General features: G+C 38.7%; 20 protein-coding genes. 7 read left to right on the top strand and 13 right to left on the bottom strand.

What is annotated here, in order from left to right; all coding sequences use genetic code 11:
* The first annotated feature begins 116 nt into the window (after positions 1-116).
* From NXM86_RS18195 to NXM86_RS18215, 5 genes are all read left to right on the top strand, one after another.
* Positions 117-734, top strand: coding sequence for a class I SAM-dependent methyltransferase (locus NXM86_RS18195; protein ID WP_498959099.1), 618 nt, complete (start codon positions 117-119; stop codon positions 732-734).
* Positions 735-1,310, top strand: coding sequence for a copper resistance CopC family protein (locus NXM86_RS18200; RefSeq protein WP_498959101.1), 576 nt, complete (start codon positions 735-737; stop codon positions 1,308-1,310).
* Positions 1,311-1,313: 3 nt separating this feature from the next.
* Positions 1,314-2,393 carry a CopD family protein gene (locus NXM86_RS18205; protein WP_498959102.1) on the top strand — a complete coding sequence of 360 codons (1,080 nt, stop codon included), beginning with the start codon at positions 1,314-1,316 and terminating at the stop codon, positions 2,391-2,393.
* A gap of 368 nt (positions 2,394-2,761) precedes the next feature.
* The gene (locus tag NXM86_RS18210) at positions 2,762-3,202 is read left to right on the top strand and encodes a JAB domain-containing protein (protein WP_071997951.1); all 441 of its coding nucleotides are present in this window, start codon (positions 2,762-2,764) and stop codon (positions 3,200-3,202) included.
* Between the two features lie 192 nt (positions 3,203-3,394).
* The gene (locus NXM86_RS18215; protein ID WP_008881757.1) at positions 3,395-3,886 is read left to right on the top strand and encodes a hypothetical protein; all 492 of its coding nucleotides are present in this window, start codon (positions 3,395-3,397) and stop codon (positions 3,884-3,886) included.
* Between the two features lie 268 nt (positions 3,887-4,154).
* Here NXM86_RS18215 and NXM86_RS18220 read toward each other — a convergent pair whose 3' ends face one another.
* The 4 genes from NXM86_RS18220 to NXM86_RS18235 all read right to left on the bottom strand — a co-directional run bounded on the left by NXM86_RS18220 (position 4,155) and on the right by NXM86_RS18235 (position 6,235).
* The gene (locus NXM86_RS18220) at positions 4,155-5,120 is read right to left on the bottom strand and encodes a tyrosine-type recombinase/integrase (protein ID WP_033016622.1); all 966 of its coding nucleotides are present in this window, start codon (positions 5,118-5,120) and stop codon (positions 4,155-4,157) included.
* Between the two features lie 130 nt (positions 5,121-5,250).
* A complete protein-coding gene (locus NXM86_RS18225; RefSeq protein WP_498959103.1) occupies positions 5,251-5,418 on the bottom strand; it encodes a hypothetical protein in 168 nt (55 codons plus the stop codon).
* Between the two features lie 274 nt (positions 5,419-5,692).
* Entirely contained in the window at positions 5,693-5,941 is a 249-nt protein-coding gene (locus NXM86_RS18230; RefSeq protein WP_033016628.1) for a hypothetical protein, read from the bottom strand.
* A 63-nt stretch (positions 5,942-6,004) separates the two neighbouring features.
* Positions 6,005-6,235 (bottom strand): hypothetical protein, encoded by a 231-nt coding sequence (locus tag NXM86_RS18235; protein ID WP_498959104.1) that lies wholly within the window; start codon positions 6,233-6,235, stop codon positions 6,005-6,007.
* Between the two features lie 243 nt (positions 6,236-6,478).
* Here NXM86_RS18235 and NXM86_RS18240 point away from each other — a divergent pair, with 243 nt between their 5' ends.
* Positions 6,479-6,562: a putative holin-like toxin gene (locus NXM86_RS18240; RefSeq protein WP_353391810.1), complete on the top strand. Its 84-nt coding sequence runs from the start codon at positions 6,479-6,481 to the stop codon at positions 6,560-6,562.
* A gap of 288 nt (positions 6,563-6,850) precedes the next feature.
* The gene (locus NXM86_RS18245; RefSeq protein ID WP_033016630.1) at positions 6,851-7,354 is read left to right on the top strand and encodes a hypothetical protein; all 504 of its coding nucleotides are present in this window, start codon (positions 6,851-6,853) and stop codon (positions 7,352-7,354) included.
* A gap of 19 nt (positions 7,355-7,373) precedes the next feature.
* Here the strand turns inward: NXM86_RS18245 and NXM86_RS18250 are convergent, their stop codons facing one another.
* The 9 genes from NXM86_RS18250 to NXM86_RS18290 all read right to left on the bottom strand — a co-directional run bounded on the left by NXM86_RS18250 (position 7,374) and on the right by NXM86_RS18290 (position 16,418).
* Positions 7,374-8,882, bottom strand: coding sequence for a hypothetical protein (locus NXM86_RS18250; RefSeq protein ID WP_498959107.1), 1,509 nt, complete (start codon positions 8,880-8,882; stop codon positions 7,374-7,376).
* Between the two features lie 15 nt (positions 8,883-8,897).
* Entirely contained in the window at positions 8,898-9,566 is a 669-nt protein-coding gene (locus tag NXM86_RS18255) for a hypothetical protein (protein ID WP_498959108.1), read from the bottom strand.
* Positions 9,567-9,581: 15 nt separating this feature from the next.
* The gene (locus tag NXM86_RS18260) at positions 9,582-10,883 is read right to left on the bottom strand and encodes a conjugal transfer protein TrbL family protein (RefSeq protein WP_498959109.1); all 1,302 of its coding nucleotides are present in this window, start codon (positions 10,881-10,883) and stop codon (positions 9,582-9,584) included.
* Between the two features lie 20 nt (positions 10,884-10,903).
* The gene (locus NXM86_RS18265) at positions 10,904-11,452 is read right to left on the bottom strand and encodes a hypothetical protein (protein WP_498959110.1); all 549 of its coding nucleotides are present in this window, start codon (positions 11,450-11,452) and stop codon (positions 10,904-10,906) included.
* Positions 11,449-12,483 (bottom strand): peptidoglycan DD-metalloendopeptidase family protein, encoded by a 1,035-nt coding sequence (locus NXM86_RS18270; protein ID WP_498959111.1) that lies wholly within the window; start codon positions 12,481-12,483, stop codon positions 11,449-11,451. Before NXM86_RS18270 ends, NXM86_RS18265 begins: the two co-directional genes overlap by 4 nt.
* On the bottom strand, positions 12,480-14,333 hold the full coding sequence (locus tag NXM86_RS18275; protein ID WP_498959112.1) for a VirB4 family type IV secretion system protein: 1,854 nt from the start codon (positions 14,331-14,333) through the stop codon (positions 12,480-12,482). Before NXM86_RS18275 ends, NXM86_RS18270 begins: the two co-directional genes overlap by 4 nt.
* Positions 14,334-14,349: 16 nt before the next feature.
* The gene (locus tag NXM86_RS18280) at positions 14,350-15,396 is read right to left on the bottom strand and encodes a TraC-like domain-containing protein (protein WP_042409970.1); all 1,047 of its coding nucleotides are present in this window, start codon (positions 15,394-15,396) and stop codon (positions 14,350-14,352) included.
* A gap of 12 nt (positions 15,397-15,408) precedes the next feature.
* Positions 15,409-15,633, bottom strand: a complete 225-nt coding sequence (locus NXM86_RS18285) for a hypothetical protein (protein ID WP_008881746.1) — start codon at positions 15,631-15,633, stop codon at positions 15,409-15,411.
* Positions 15,634-15,788: 155 nt separating this feature from the next.
* On the bottom strand, positions 15,789-16,418 hold the full coding sequence (locus NXM86_RS18290; protein ID WP_042409967.1) for a hypothetical protein: 630 nt from the start codon (positions 16,416-16,418) through the stop codon (positions 15,789-15,791).
* Positions 16,419-16,465 lie beyond the last annotated feature (47 nt).

The raw sequence follows: 16,465 nt of genomic DNA on the forward strand, positions 1-16,465 counted from the left end.
GCTTTTTTCAACATACCGTATATTTCTACTTTTTTTATATTATCTTGAATTTGTGCAGAATTTATGGATTTTATTTTAATCAATGCTCAAATGCCATGTAAAAAGGAGAAAAAGAAATGAATAACAAATGGAATCGGATTATTTATAAATGTTGGGCTCCTTTTTATGATTTATTTTTTAATAGAGGTGTGTTTTATTCAGCGCGAAAACAGATATTTCATGAATTTCCTTTTGGAGATGGCGAGAATGTTCTATTTGTTGGAGTAGGAACGGGTGCTGATTTGGCCTTTTGTCCATTAGAAAAAATAAATGTAGTTGCTATTGATTATTCTAAAGAAATGCTGGAAAAAGCAAAAAATAAGTATCAGAATGAAAATATAAAATTCATTCAAATGGATGCTCAATCTCTAACATTTCCAAACAATTCATTTGATGTAGTAGTAGCAAGTTTAGTCATAAGCGTATTCCCTTCCCCCGAAAAAGTGATGTCAGAAATCGTGCGTGTAACGAAGAAAGGTGGACGTATTATTATATTTGATAAATTTGCACCTAAACATAGAGAACTGTCATTCGGAAAAAAAGTAATTCGTCCCATCATCAAGCTGTTGGGTACTGACATAGGTATTTCATTTGAAAAGGTTTACAAAAAGTTCAAACATGAATGTTACTTAGTTGAAGATAAAGATGTTATGATGAAAGGTATGTACCGAAAAATCATATTAAAAAAGAACTAGGTGATTAAAAATGATAAAAAAAAAATAATTCTAATGATGTTTCTTACCTTTTTATGTATTCCATCCATCGGACATGCTCATAGTTACTTATCGTCTTCTAATCCTAAAGCAAAAGAAACAGTAACTCAACCACTAGAAACAATTACTCTTACATTTGAGACAAAAATAGAGAAACTAAGCACAATGCATCTTCTCAACAATGGAAATGAAATTCCATTGAACAATATCACGGTGAAAGACAATCAACTTATCGGTACTATTTCAACCCCACTTGAGAACGGTTCATATACGATTGTATGGAAAATTGTTGGAGAAGACGGTCATCCAATCACTGGCGAAATTCCGTTTAATGTAAAAGTAGCACAAAATAAGACAAAAACGCCAACCCAGTCAACGACCTCTACAACGAAACAAGACAGCATTGAAAAAGATACGAAACTAGAAAAAAGTCAGAAAACAGAAGAAGATAGTCAAGCAAAAAATACATCTTCCAGCACATTGATCAGAATTTTAACAGTTAGCTTAGGTATTATTCTTATCGTTGGTTTGATATCAATCTTGAAAAAGAAGGGATAAGCATTGCCATTCATTGTTTCACTTAGCGAATTTTTTAACTATATTTTCTATTCTTTACTTGCTGGTCATGTTGCATTATCTTTCGTACCTGATGAAAAAAAACCAAAAATCATTATTCCAAAACCAATGCTCCTTTTATCTATATTAGGCATCATCGTCTCATCCTTTGGTCCAGTTTTACAAGTCATTTTTTATTTTTCTGATGGTAGTGACTATTTTAATCAGAAATCATGGTCAATCTTAACTGACTTTCAAGTTGGAAAAGCGTGGATTTTCATTGGTTGGGTGGCAACCTTCTTGTGGATGACCGTGTATGTGGAAGGTTCGAAATATTTACAAGCCTTTTGGTTATTATTGATGATTTTAGCAGTTGGTTACGCTAGCCATGTTACATCATTATCATTTTGGACTGGGCTGCTTTCTCACAGTATTCACTTTTTAGCAGTAGCATTATGGACTGGAATTCTCATTCATGTTGCATGGTTTTCAAAAAACCTTCATAACTGGATGACCTTTTTAAAATGGTTTACACCATTTGCTATTGGTTGTATGGTAATCATATTAACAAGTGGCTTTTCTGTGATGCTCTTTGTAGTAGATATAAGTGATTATATCAATTCATGGGTTCTGCCTTATGGTCAAATGTTATTATTAAAGCATATCAGTATCATACCTTTACTTGCATTTGCACTAATCAATGGAATTCTTTTAAGGAGATTGTCAGCGCAGCCTAATCTTAATATTCGAGCTTGGTTGAAAGCTGAAACCATCATTATTACTGTCATATTCTTTTTCACAAGTATACTTGGCACCTTATCTCCCCCACACGATATAGATTTTACAGTTAAATCTGAGGGAGCATCTAAGTGGCTTGAATACTTAATCGGCAAAACGATTATAACTCCCGTTAATCTAAAACCAATGTTTTCTGTTGAAGGATTTTTCTTAATACTCTTTAGTTTTATATTTTTAATTATGATCTTTTTGAGCTTTTACAAAAAGATGAAGCCATATTTTGCAGTAGTTTGTGGATTGTTATTTATAGTTTGTACTTATTTTGGTCTAATGGTGAGTATAAAATAATTGGTTAACATAAAGAGTTTGTCTTGGCGCATTTTTAGGCCGTTGCATTTTAAAAAATGCAACAGGCCAAAAATGCGTTTTATTTTTTTACCTCCTTCCCAAGTACGCTCCTTCCTTTGCCTCTCCCCATTATAATTTTTGCTTGTTAGGCGCGTAAAGGGTCTGCGCTCTTCGGACGGCTTGGGGAAGCCAAGTCGGCTAACCAACCCTAAAAAGCATAGCTTTTAAGGCTTGCTAAGTCATTGGGCTTCCCGCAAGCCGTCAGCGAATCGCTTGATACTTCGTATGCTCCACTTCGTTCCGCACCCTTCTACCCGCCTTCGCGCAAAAATTCCCCCGTCGCCAAACAAAGAAAGGAGTGTTCGACCATGGAAAAAATCTACGAAATCCAACGCATTAAACAAGTCGTTCAGGAGGTGGAAGCTCGATACATCATCCGTTGTCCGGAGGATGCAGCAAGAGTTGCCGCGCATTTCATCGGCGACGATGACAGAGAAGTGTTCTTCGTTATGTGCCTCAATACCAAAAACGAAGTCGTTGCAGTTCATCGCTGCCATATCGGTTCTCTCAACGCATCCATCGTTCACCCAAGAGAAGTCTTTAAAGCAGCCATCCTCAATAACGCAGCTAGCATCATCGTCGCACATCAGCATCCAAGTGGTGACGTCACTCCATCGAAAGAAGATGTTGAAATGACTCGACGGCTTGCAGAAGCCGGAAGGATACTAGGGATTGAAGTTCTCGATCACCTAGTCATCAACTACAAAGCAGAATACACTTCCCTCAAAGAAAGAGGATTCTTTTCCTGAAGGAAGGTCTTCCTCCTTCCTTCTTCTTTTTCTTTCTTCCCCTTTCTCCATTTTTGAATAGCATCGAGCTTTTCAAAAATGGGCTGTTTTAAAGCGTTGCAATAAAACAGCCATTTATTTTAGGAAAAAATGTTGTGATATACAACATTTTATGCTATTATTGTAGTAACTTACAACAAAGAGGTGGATTAAATGAAAAATACTACACAAAAGATCATCAATCAATTTCCTCAATTAAAACCTTTACTGGATGAATCCAATAAAGAAGTATTGAAAACTTCCTCGACATTAAGTGAGTTAGAAAAGACATTTTTGCAATTGGCTCGATTCTTTGAAAAACCGAATGAGGAAGCATTCTCGCTCCAATTACTATATCAGCACCTTGAAGATGAATGGCTGGAATTTGCGTTGCAACTAATCGTGGAGTTTTTCAGAAACGAAACGTATTTGATTAAAAACCCTAACTTCTCGATCATTAGAGACTCCCAAGACTACTACACCCAAAGTGATTTTGCGCGCTATCTAGAGGATAAAGGAATTCATTTCCCCCAAAACAAGATTGCTGTCTATCGCAAAAGAGGAAAGTTCCCAAAGGAAGACTTAGTAGTATCCGGAACGCCATACTGGTCAAAATATACCGTTGAAAGCTTTGCCAAGCATTTATTGGAGCAACAGAAGAAATGATCAGGGAAAAAATATAGCAAAATTTTGATTGAACAAAAGGGGATACGTTTTAAAAAGCCATAAATGCCCTATAGAGACGCTTTTTCTCTTCCGAATATAAAACAATTGAAGACGCGTTATACGCCAATCTGAGAAGCCGTTTTTTTAAAGGGGGGCTGAAAAATTCAGGATACCTCCCCTTTTCGTATTCCGTGAAAGTATCACTCACAAGTCCACTACAAAACCATGAAAACAGAGGGCCAATGCCCTCTAGATGACGAAATACAAATCATTCACCCTTATTTTTTTTGTTTTCTGTTTGTCGATAGCGGCCTGAAGATAAAGACTCAACAGCAATTTTCATTTCCTTATCGCTTGTGGCCACGTACCTCCTGGTCGTATCTAAATCACTGTGACCCGCAAGATCGGCAACATAAGTAATAGGAAAACCTTTTTCAATAAGATCATGGCAAAAAGTGTGCCGTAGCACATGCGGTGTAAGTTCTTCAATTTTTAAGTCATGTCGAATCTTATTAAATAAGTTATTCACGCCAGATATGGTTAGATTGCCGCCTTTCTGAGAGACAAAGACTTTATTTGTATTCGTTTCTTTGGTTTTCCTTTCGCTTATCCATAGACTTAGGGCATGTTTTAGATCGCTGTTCATGGGAATACGTCTAGCCTTACCACCTTTACCATCACGTATATTGATATAACCATTTGCGAAATCAATATCCTCTAATTCCAGCTCTACAACCTCACTGACCCTCATTCCAGCGTGAAGCATACAGTAGATGATTGCTCGATTTCTCGCATAGCGCCACGGATTTTTCTTTTGCTTTTCCTTATCGTCAATGTAATGCAAAAGTTTATTTTTCTCAACACGTTCAAGCCAACGCGGTGATAATGGTGTTTGTTGTTTTTGTACTGAAAGAGAAGAAGCCGGATTATCTTTAATAATACCGGTATCATAAAGATACCGGAAATAAGCCTTCAGGCTCTCAATTTTGTTGTTAACGGTAGAAATCGTGAGTTTTTTCCTTTCCCCTGTTTTTGGGTTTTCAATACGCGCAATATTTATTAAATAGTTCTTCCAGTCCTGGAGATCGATAGCAGACACATTTTTGGGATCGAAGGGAACTCCACCCGTCATTCCTTCGTACCATTGTTGAAATTCTTTTAGTACGGTTTTATAGCGACGGATGGTATGTTCACTTTTTCCTTGTTGCTGTAACCAATGAATGTATTTTTCCAATTTCCCTTCTCTCCTTTTGTAATTAATTACCAGATATTCAAAATCTAAAAATTGTGATAATCTATTAGTGGCGGTTTCCTGGCAGGAGTTCGGCATAACGCCGATCAGTATTTTGATTGCTTTGATTGCATCATTGATTTTCAGCCAACTCTCTTGCTTTTTTTAGAAAGGTTGCTCGGCTAATATCTCCACTCAATGCAGCTTTAATTAGTTTTTCTTCTTCTTCAGCTATTTGCAAACCTTCAAAACTCAACGACGCTTTTACCTCCGGCAAAATTCCTTCAATTTTTTGGTTCATTGTATTCTTTTTCGTAACAATCTCTCTCCTTTAGAATAAGCAAACAAAATAAGCAAACAAATTTGCTATCTTGTTTCGTAAAATCTTCGAAATGTGCAATAACTTAAATATCTGTAACACTAATTTAATCTCAACTTAGAAAATATCTCTTCCGGTTAATCTGACCATTGCTTTATGCGTAAAACTAACCAAGTCCCGCCACTTTTTCTCGCTTCATTACAATTTAAAATTTCTTTTCGACAAAACATTATTCTTTCTATTGCACATTATGTGTCTAAAACGCACGAATGGCTTTTTTCATTTCGTTAAGTAATCTCTTTTCTTTTTCCTTATCACCAAACAAATTAAATGGAAAAAAACTTTTTAATTCACTTTCATCTTTCGCGCTCCATGAAAACGAAATGGATGGAATAGCAAATATATACTGTGATGGTTCAACTTCATCATCTTTTGTCACGTACATGATAGCTTCTGTTTCGTTATCAAACACACTTTCCCTTATATCAATAGCGATAGTTTTCATTGTTCATCTCCCTTTTCTACACTTCACATTAGAAGTCTACCGCGAAACAAAACAATTGTTATTTTAAAATGGAAAATCATCAGGCCACGGGCAGCAAGCTCCCCAGTTTTCAGGATTGGCACGCCAACGTGCATCCTCAATTTCCTGTCTTTTCTGACGAACCAATTGAAAGAATTCACGTAATTTTTCCCCGTCTGGATCTTTCAGCTGGCTGACCGCACAATCAACATATAGTGCGAATTCGATCCATTCATCATCAGAAAGCGAAAGCGTTACAGTTAATCTTTTTTCCATAAGTAAATCCCATCCCCTCCTTTTAAAAAAATAGCCGAATTATCTTTCGTTTTTCTATTATATATTCTACCGAATTATCTCTCGTTTTTCAATGATTTCTAATAAAAAAACAGAAGATAATTCTTATTATCTTCTGTTTTCAGCAGATGCAAATATATGGTATAATAGAAAGGCAATAGAACGGAAGAACTCAAGGGTGGGTCGGCATTGTACCCCTTCATATGAAGAAAGGGGGTGATGCCGATGACGGTATTTGAAGCGTTAATGTTTGCGATTGCTTTCGCAAGTCTCATCGTTTCAATACTGTCTTTCAACCAAAAGAAATAATCCACCCTTGAGTTAACGGCCGGTCGGGTGGATTATTTCCTCTCCGCTGCCGATCCCCCTTGTAGGGAACCGTTCTATTGCGAAGGACCGAGGGTGTTGCTGCACCGTCGGTCTTATTTTTATTTATATGGAGCTTCTATATATATTATACATGTTTGAATGATGAATGTATAGGTCTATTCGCTCAAAGGTGACTTCGCCAAACTAAAAATCAAAAATGTTGTAACTTACAACAATAGATGTTATAATAATTGTAGTAAGTTACAACAATATAGAGAGGGAGTCAGTATGAAAACTTGCCCGTACTGTGGAAGTGGGGTACAAAATCACCAACATCGTTATTATTGCGGCTTTTGCAAAATGAAGCTTGATCGAAACGAAGTTCAGGAGAACGGGAAAAGAAAAAATCTCCTTCCTCAACAGCACCCGACGATCGAAGACGCTAAAAAACCCACTCCTGAACTGATGAAACTCTCCACTGTCGAATTGCTTTACCTTCTTAAATTAGCTCGAAAAGAACGATCAGATACGTATAACAACCGGTACATTTTCATTCAGGCGATGAAGCAAGGAGCGAAGGAATTTTCCGATGCAGAACAATACACGTATAAGGAGTATGAGTACTGGACGAGAAAATGCTTTGTCATCGAAAACATCCTTCGCGAACGAATCGGATTCATCCCTAAGAAAATCAATAAAGAGTTTATTCAAAATATGATACAACGGATGCAGCAACCCGTGAAAGACATGAACATCCAGCCTCCCAAAAAAGAAGTGGAGAGGGTGAAATGATCGCCCCTCTCCACTTTTTTTAGATGTTGTTGATCGCTGCTTCCAGTTGCTTAATCTGTTCATTCAGTTTTTTCACTTGTTCATCACGTTTTTTCGCGTCTTTTTCATTTTTTTGCACCTGTTGCACCTGCATTTTCAAATCCTCGACTTGTTTTTTCTTCATCTCGAAATCCTGGACTTTCTGGCTCAATTCAGGAGATTCCGCAGCCAATTTTTTAGCTTCATCCATTCTCCCCAAATGAAGATATGCGCTTAATAATTGGTTTTCCCGTCTCTCGGTCATTTTCACTTTGTCTTTTAATCGGACTACATCTTCCCATTTCTTATCTAAAAAAGCGACCTCATAATTAACAACTGGATTATCAATTTTACTTTGCAGCGTTCTTAAATCGTCGTACTTTTGATTACTGATTAAGTCGTTCACGACTTCTTCCGCATATTCCGGCTTCAGATTAATCGCTTTTTCGGGCTGTCCTGTCTCTTCATATAGACTCAACATCACTTTTTGGTCTTTCTTGCTCAGATTATCAAATCCCAATCTCTCCAATTGATCTAACGCTTTTTGTTTGTCTCCCGTAATTGCATGCCGGTAAATACCGATGAGCTTGTTAGATGGAATGACTTCTGTCTGTTCTTGTTTAGCTTTTGCTTCTTCAGTCTTGGAAAAATCAAATGCCCCTGTTGAGTTTCCAATGAGAATGACCAAAGCGAGTGCCGAAGCAGAAAGATACACGTATTTATTATCCCAAATCGACTTTTTCTTTTCATATGGTGCCGAAAGATTCGATTTTTTCTTGGAGAAACGCCAGACTGGCTGTTCAACAGTAGCAGCCGTTTCTTTTTTCGCGTTCCACTTTTCCTTAAAGGCCGTAAGGACGTTGGATTTCGGCTGCTCTTTTTTCTCCTGTTCTAACTGACGTTCAATTTCCAAAATCGTATCTTCTACAACTCTCCCGATTTCACTAACGGATTTTCCGTGCAAAATGTTTTCCGCAAAACGGATGACGATCTCCCGTTGATCGATGAAATCAATCCGTCTTGGTTTTCCCAACACACGATGAAGGGTGGTTAATGCCAGGATAATCGTTTCTTTTAGTCCGTCCACTGCATCTTGCGATACATGAATCGGGTGTTTATCGAACCCGAAGAGGAACGTTTTGATTTTCCCATCCGTCAAGTCCACGAGAAAGCTGTTTTTATCCCACACAATTGGTGTCTGTTCAATATTTTTCGCCATTTCCACCAGCGAACGAAGATAGTATAACTGTTCCTCAAACGGGAACTGTCGAATATAATGAAAAGCTTTCATTTCCTCCAACTGGAACGTGAAACAGAAGCGATTTCGTACTACTTCGAGGTTGCTCGCAAAGAGATAGTAAGGGGAATCCATTAATTCTTTTCCTTTTTTTCTGTAAGATTCCTCTAATTCTCCTAAATCACTGGCTTCCGTATAGGCGATAGGGATAAAATACCGAAGCTCATTATTTTGTACCTCAACTTCGCCATATTTGTTCAGAGGAAATTGCATAAGTATCACCTCTCTTTATTGGATGTTCAGTTCTTCTTTTACTTCTTGCTGGATTTCTTTCCGATTGTATTCATCGTAATAAGCGTCTTCATCTTTTGTCTCCAAGTCCATTCCGATCAACATTGGTGCATCCAAAATTAAAATTTCTCCATCCGTCGTTTTAACGAAACGAATAAACGACTCTAACTCCACATCCTCTGGGGACGTATCAGACTTAACGATATATTTAATTGGCAATCTCAATTCATGAACATCAATGTACTTATAATAAATTTCTTTAAATTCATCGCCTAATTGAAAGCGATCTTTCCGAAGAATTAATCTACTGTCTTCTTTAGCATTATCATCAAATTTAGTGAGATTTGCGAACGAAGTTTCAGGATGAATCAACTTTTGTTCATCTGCCTTTTGGCTTAACTCCGCACGAACTCTCGCATTGTCTTCATCACTAAAAATGGAGCGACCGTGAAATTCAGTGAGAAGAACGATAAATTTTTCAGCTTTTTCTTTTGCAATTTGACGATCTTTTCTCGTAAAGACGCTTTTTGCTTCTTCGTTTTCATCATTTTCTTTGGTCTTCGTTCCATTCTCTACTTGTGTGCTTTTGACTTCAGGTTGATCATTTTGACATCCAGCCAAGAACATCAACGACACAGCTGCACTGGCCAACAATATTTTTTTCACGTTTCATTAACCCCCTTATCGTCTCATCGCTACTCTGGCGATGGTTTTCGCTCCTGACATTACAGAACGTGCTGAACCGGTGCTCAATCCCCATTGACCCAAGAGGGATGGCAGTGTCACAGCGAGAATAAAAAAGGCTGTTCCGATAAATAGATTGGCCGTATCGCCGAAATACTGAGGTCTCTCAAAAAAGCGTTGCAGCCCAATGGCCGTAGCGATCAATTGTATTGCCAACGTGAGAAACGCGCTGATGAATTGTTTGAGCCAGAAATCAAAGAAGTTAAAAGTATCATTAATTTTCGTAACAATAGCGATCGGGCCGATAATATACAAGATCGCAACGAGAGCGATGCGATAGAAAAACTGAAGTGTTAGAACCACTAGAATGATTCCAATAACTAATACTGTAATGAAAGCAAATACCCCCGGAGAAAGTAATATATTGGAGATCATGTTTTCGACCATTTTTTCTGTTTGTATCGTGTCAATGATCGCAGTCATGAGTTTTTCTTGGAAGTTTAGAATCCAGTGGATAATTGATTCGTACAAGAATAGGAACACACAGATCACGAAGATGCTTACGAGCTTTTCGTTCATGACAATCGGGCCGTCATCCGCATCCGCCATGCGAAGGCTCATGATTTTTGTCATGTTAAATACAATGAAGATCGCCAATACTGTTTTTGATAATGCGAACAGTCCATCTTGGTATCTTTCATATAACGGATTCTGAATGATGTCTGTAGGGGAAATAATCGTCTTTTTCATGATTTCCTTAATGAATTCCATCGCTGAAACTCCCGTTTCAAAGATGAATTTATAGATATGGCAAGTAACCTGAAATTTTCCGCACTCAATCGTTTGACTGTCATCATCGTAGTTTTTTAGAATTTCAATATAAGCATTCGACGATCTATTCTCATCATCTAAATTTCCTGGCTCTTCAAAGAACGTTTTATTTTTTTCGTAAAAATCCCCTTTTTCCGCTAAACTTGCCGTTGGAAAGATCACCAAGGACAACAGAAGCGCAACGACCAGGACTCGAACAAATTTAGCCAAAGATTCTCCCCCGATCTCTAGCAAAAGCAAAATGAAGATAAATAAGATAACCGTCCACCCTACCGTCAATCGATATTGATACTCCCGAATTTCTTCCTCCGTCATTTCTGTGCGATACGTGAGGAAAAACTCTCTTTTCTTTCGCTCCACCGGCTTTTCATACAGCTTAAGTACAAAAGAGAAAAAACGATCGTAGACAGCGAGTATTTTTTGTGTAATCTGATATATCTGTCTACGCCGTTCCGGCGTTAGTTTCACTTTCCCTCTCCCCCTTTTCTTTAACTGGCTTGACCGGCTTTCCGTAGCGCTTCTTCAGCTTGTTTCCGCAACATTTCATCCCGACTGTCCTTCAGTAAAGACATTTCTAAATGATCGACTTTCCATTCCCCGGCGTCTTTCACCCAATGAGAGTTGACCGTTAATGTATGAATGTAGTCATCCCCGTATTTATTAGGATCTCCTGTTTCATATCGGACCTGTACGACGGCATACGATTCAGCTTCGTTGTCCTTATTCTTAATTTTTTTCGTGAATAGTTGCTGAATCTTCATTTCATTGACTTCTGCCATGTTTTTTTCAGTTGGTGTGCCATATTCCTTTTCACCAGTTTCATATTTCTCCAACTGCTCTCCAGTCAGATATTTTTTATGTTTGCCATAGATCAATGCTCGAATAAAATCTTCTGATCGTTGATTCAGCCTTTCAATGTCTTGATACTTTTCAATTGTTGCTTTGGCTTCCTGAAGGTTTGTATACAAGAGGAAGCTAAAGCTTCCTGCAATCAATAGAAGAGCGACTAGCACAAGGTTAGTAACGGTGATTCTCATTCATCTTCCTCCTTCTTTGCTGGCTGGAAGTACGTCATTGGGTCTACTCTTTCACCATAGATGCCACCTAGCTGAACTTCAAAATGCAAGTGGTATCCCGTTGAGGAACCGGTTGTTCCGCAAGTACCGATCTTCTGTCCTTTCTGCACCGTGTCTCCTACGTCTACATCCACATGTTCCATGTGGCCGTACAAGGTGAATTTATCGCCGTGGCTGATAATGACATGGTGTCCGTATCCGCCACCATATCCGGACTTCACGGACACTACAATTTGCCCCCCATCGGCTGCATAAATTGCATCACCTCGCGAACAAGCGAAGTCTGTTCCCTTGTGGAATTCCGTTCCGCCTCCGAATGGATCACTCCGATATCCAAAATTGGACGTGATGCTCATCGAACCGGTAGGCAGCGCGAATTCTCCTGTCCCCATAACTTCGCAGTTCATCGAGAGGCCGCCTAGTTCATTTGCGATATTGGTGACTACTGGCACCCAATTCGCGTTTAAGTTCGAGGGGTCATTATTCGCTCCAATTGGAGCGTACTTTGCCCCAATCTGTTGAATCGTTACTAATCCTTGAGATATATACACTCGATAGAGGTTTCCTGCCATAAAATCGATGCCGTCTTCCAGGCTATCAAATACTTTTAACTTTCCCGTGCTTGGGTCCATAATACCACCAGGATTGTTTTTGTTTTTCACGGCAGGGGATGTTCCGTATCCTGTTTCATGCAACGCAATGGCGATGAGTAGCACGGGATCAATACCGTATTTTTCAGCTGCACTCATGAACACATCTTTTTTTCCAGCAAAAACTCCGGCGTTAGATAGTACTTCTTCAATTCTTGCTTCATCCACTTTTCCCTTCGTACACATTGCTACTCCGCCTGAGATATTGGAGAAGCTCTCTTCTTCCCCGAAAATAGCGTTACTGATAGCACTAATGAGTACGATGATAAACAGAACCCCTGCCCCGATCCAAATCAACGGACCTGCTTTCCAAAGAAGTAGAGAGCGTATGACATCTTTCATACGATCAACTCACTTAAACTCTTCCGTTCAAACCATAGTTGTTTTTCAACATCCGTTAGTTGCACTTCCAATTTGATTTTTTTCGAGCCGACAAAATAGATGCCCTTACCTGCTTGCTCGTCTTTTCGCCCCTCAATGACCGTTAGTGTCGTTCGTTCCTCTTCAGAAAATTGATGTCCAAGTTCTTTCTCCAAGAAGTTGATTTCTACTTCTTGCATCGGCAAATACAAACGTTGAATAGCTTGTGAAATGACAGCTTCCCCATAGTTTCGTTTATCATCTTTTGCAGAAAGGAAGTCTTTGATCGACTGGGTAGCAGGAGTTACACCGCAATTAAACGACCGCAATACTTTCATCATGAAATACACATATTCCATCGCCAGAGGCACTTTTGGGTCAGCGATGATATGCGCCTCATCAATATACACTTGCGTTGGATGCCGGTCACCGTTCAAGATGTCATAGTTGATATGAGATAATAGGTTGAAGTATACTACTCGTTGTGCTTTTTCCCGGTTTTGGAGGTCAAAAATATCATAAGCAACAAGTGGATTCGACACATCCACATTGGTATGCCCATTAAACACTTTGGCAAACATTCCTTTCGCATAAGCGTGCAACGTGGTATGGAAGTCCCTTACGTGCTCATACTCTTCAGGGTTTGTTTCCTTGATTTCTTCAAGAAAATGATAGAAGTCTTCCATAATCGGAAAGTCTGTTACTGCTAATGCGTTTACGTCTGTTTCTTCCGTGATGCCAAACTTGGCGTACAGCTCAATTAATAACTTCGACAAGACATCTTCCTGCAAATCTGTCATCTGCGGATACATGAGGCGGAACATCGTCAACAAGGTACTGATTTTAGCGATCAGTGGATTTCCTTCTTCTGTTCCATGTTGATTTTTCGGGATATCAAACGGATTGATGATGTTCCCGCCTTTTAGGCTGATTTTCACCCACTCACCGCCAAGTGTACGAAATACCTCCCCGAATTCTCCTTTCGGGTCGATCACAATGATTCTGCGTCCTAACATGTACTTCCGCATCATATCTTGAAAAATGTAAGTGGATTTCCCAGAACCGGAAATTCCAATGACAAATTCATGGCGGTTTAACAACAAATCGTCGTCCACGATTACCACGTTGCCGGTCGTCATGTTGCGACCTTTAATAATGCCTTTTTCATCAAAAATCTCGTTTTCGTGGAATGGAAAGAAATAAGAAACAGCCTCGGCATTCATCGGGCGATATGTCAAGTCATATACTTTGTTTTTGCCGATTGGTAAGAAGCTATCAAACGCATCTTTCATTCTGGTTGTTGGGGTTAATGTTTTGGCAAATGGCCCGACGATGGCTTTCACTTGTTGAGTCAGCGCATCCAGCTCTTTCAGGTCGTTTGCAACAATGTGAATCAGCATTTGAAACATGAACATTTTTTCGTTCTTGAAACTCAGCTGATGAAGCAACATTCTAGCACTGTCGATCTGCGCTTGTGCTTCAGCTTTTCCTGCATCATTGACGTATTTGGAATATAGTTTCTGACTGTTTTGCTTAATGCTTTCCGATAAATGTCTCCGCACTTCTGAAGAATCGTACTCCGTGATGTACTGAATGACGCTGATGTTATCACTCAGATCATTCAGACGTTGAACATATTCCTGCACAATAATGGACGAATACTCTACAACAACAAGTGTTCGGGTATAGTTCGTACCCGAACGGACATAACTCTCTTTTTCTTCGATACTGTCAGGAGAAAGCAAATTCAAAATATGTTCATTAGCGTTGTAATACGATTCCTCCAAACTCTCTTCTTTCTTTTTTCGGAAAAAAGGAAGTGTAAGTCTCATCGTCCTTCCCCCTGGCTTAAATGATTTTCTCCGTTACTTCTTTCTCCCATTTCTTTTTCATCTCTCTATATGTCTCTTCCCCCAGTGTGATCGGGAATGTACTTGTTTTGATTTCCGCATTGACTTGTGCATTTTCGTAGTCAACACAGGTGTAGATGAGATGGAATAACTCTTCGTTGTTTAAGACTTCTGCTTTCAGCTGAAAGCGACCGCCGAGCATATTCTCGATTTGAGAAACAAGGATTCTTGCTTGTCTGTCGAGTTCCTCTAGTACACTTTCTCTGTTTTGCACTGTAAACGGTTTTGAGATAATGACATATCGGTTTCGAGATACCATGTTCTTAGACTTTTGAATATCGTCGATAAAATCAAGATATCCTTTCGCCAACAATTTTTTCGCCATATCTTGTTCTTGGGATGTCTGCTCTTGGATGAACAGGAAGTAGTTTTTCAAATTGACTGGTTGCGCGATCTGGCTGATTTGGAGCGTCAGATTTTTTGGAAGGTCGTTGAGGAAAGTTTCGTATGCTTGAAAAATCATGCGTTTCTCTTTGTTATTTAGCAACGAAAGATTGATGCTCGACACTTTAATCACTTTAACTAATCTTTTATCCGTTGTCTCATAGCAATCCGAATAAATGTTAGAAATGCCGAGCTGTTCACGAACATCTTTTTCCTTCTTCTTTCCCATCAGATCACCCTTTGTGTAAACAAACAGTTTTTGACGGTTGTTGTACTTAATGCGCCAAACAATCCGGTGTTCGAAAAACGAAATGTTCTTCCGATCGGGATGTTGAATCGTCAGCAACAGTAAGAACGTTGCCCAGGGAGCAAAGCAGACAATCACGTTCTGCGAATTAATGCCGATTCCCGTTCGATGGATGATATACAGTGCCACAATGCCAGCAATCAATAAAGGAAGGGAGATCAGCACGTCTCGATAACGAATGAAAGAGAGTAAATACTTTCGTGTATCAACGTTTAGAGGTAGCTCTATCTTCCCCTCTTCCCGCAACTGTTCCCTTCGTTCAGCAATTGACTGTGTTTCATATGCCAAATTCATTCACCCCTCCGATTAGAGGTTGCTTTGGAAGTAGTAAACAATCGGGCGAGCAAGCAAGAACACAATCAACCCAGAGATGCACAAAAACAACCCCCGTTTGAACTTTGCTTGATTTTCTTCTCCACCAAATGCCGCCAATAGGCCACAAATAAGAATCCCAATGGCGAACAAAGTGATAAATGTAGACGTAATGTCTCCGAACAAAGAATTCAATAGCCCTCGAAGTTGGTCAAACACAATTATTCCTCCTTTTTAAATTTTTAAAAATTAACTTATTATCCTAAATTTTCTGACGCAACTTTTATACTAGCCCCTCCCTCTTTTTTAATCTAATACAATTTTATCAGAATAAATTGGAAATGTAAAGAAAAACAGCAAAATTTAGCTGTTTTTTACAAAGATAAATCTTGACAAATCTGAGCTGCCACCAAGTTAAGAAAAAAACGATAAGACACATTCATCTCGATCGCCTTTTTTCGAATCATATCCTTCACGTTTTTCCCTAAGGTTAAATATAACAGCTCTGGTTCTTTAATATGGAACGACTTTACAGTTATTTCTTTATTTAAGATGTAGTATGAGAAGAGACTGTTGATAGAAATATATTGTTTCTCACAATACTCTACAATTTTATCTTTCACTGTCTTATCGAGCTTGATCTGCAAATAGTCTCGTTCCGTATTCACTTCTTTCTCCTCATCTATTTCATCTTTTGTTATGAAATAATGGTAATAACGATAGAAGTAGTCACAGATCAAGTAGCCAAAGAATAACCTTTTTGAAATACCATATCTAGATATGCGATCAATTTTTTCAGCAACGTGTTCGTTAATAGTCACGGTAGTCGCGTAATCCAGCTGAATAGATTCTTTTAACTTTTCAATCTCATCCTGAGTATATGACTTATTAAGAATATCTGTTAGAGCAATGGAAATGACATTTCGTTTGCTTGTTCCCATTTTTTTTGCTGCTAATTCGATAAAATGATTAATTTCTTTATTGATGAAAATATTTAATTTCAAGAAATGTCCACCCCTCCCAAATTAGCTCTTTTATTCACCTAAGAATT

Source organism: Geobacillus sp. CX412 (genome assembly GCF_027942335.1).
Classification (GTDB): Bacteria; Bacillota; Bacilli; order Bacillales; family Anoxybacillaceae; genus Parageobacillus_B; species Parageobacillus_B toebii.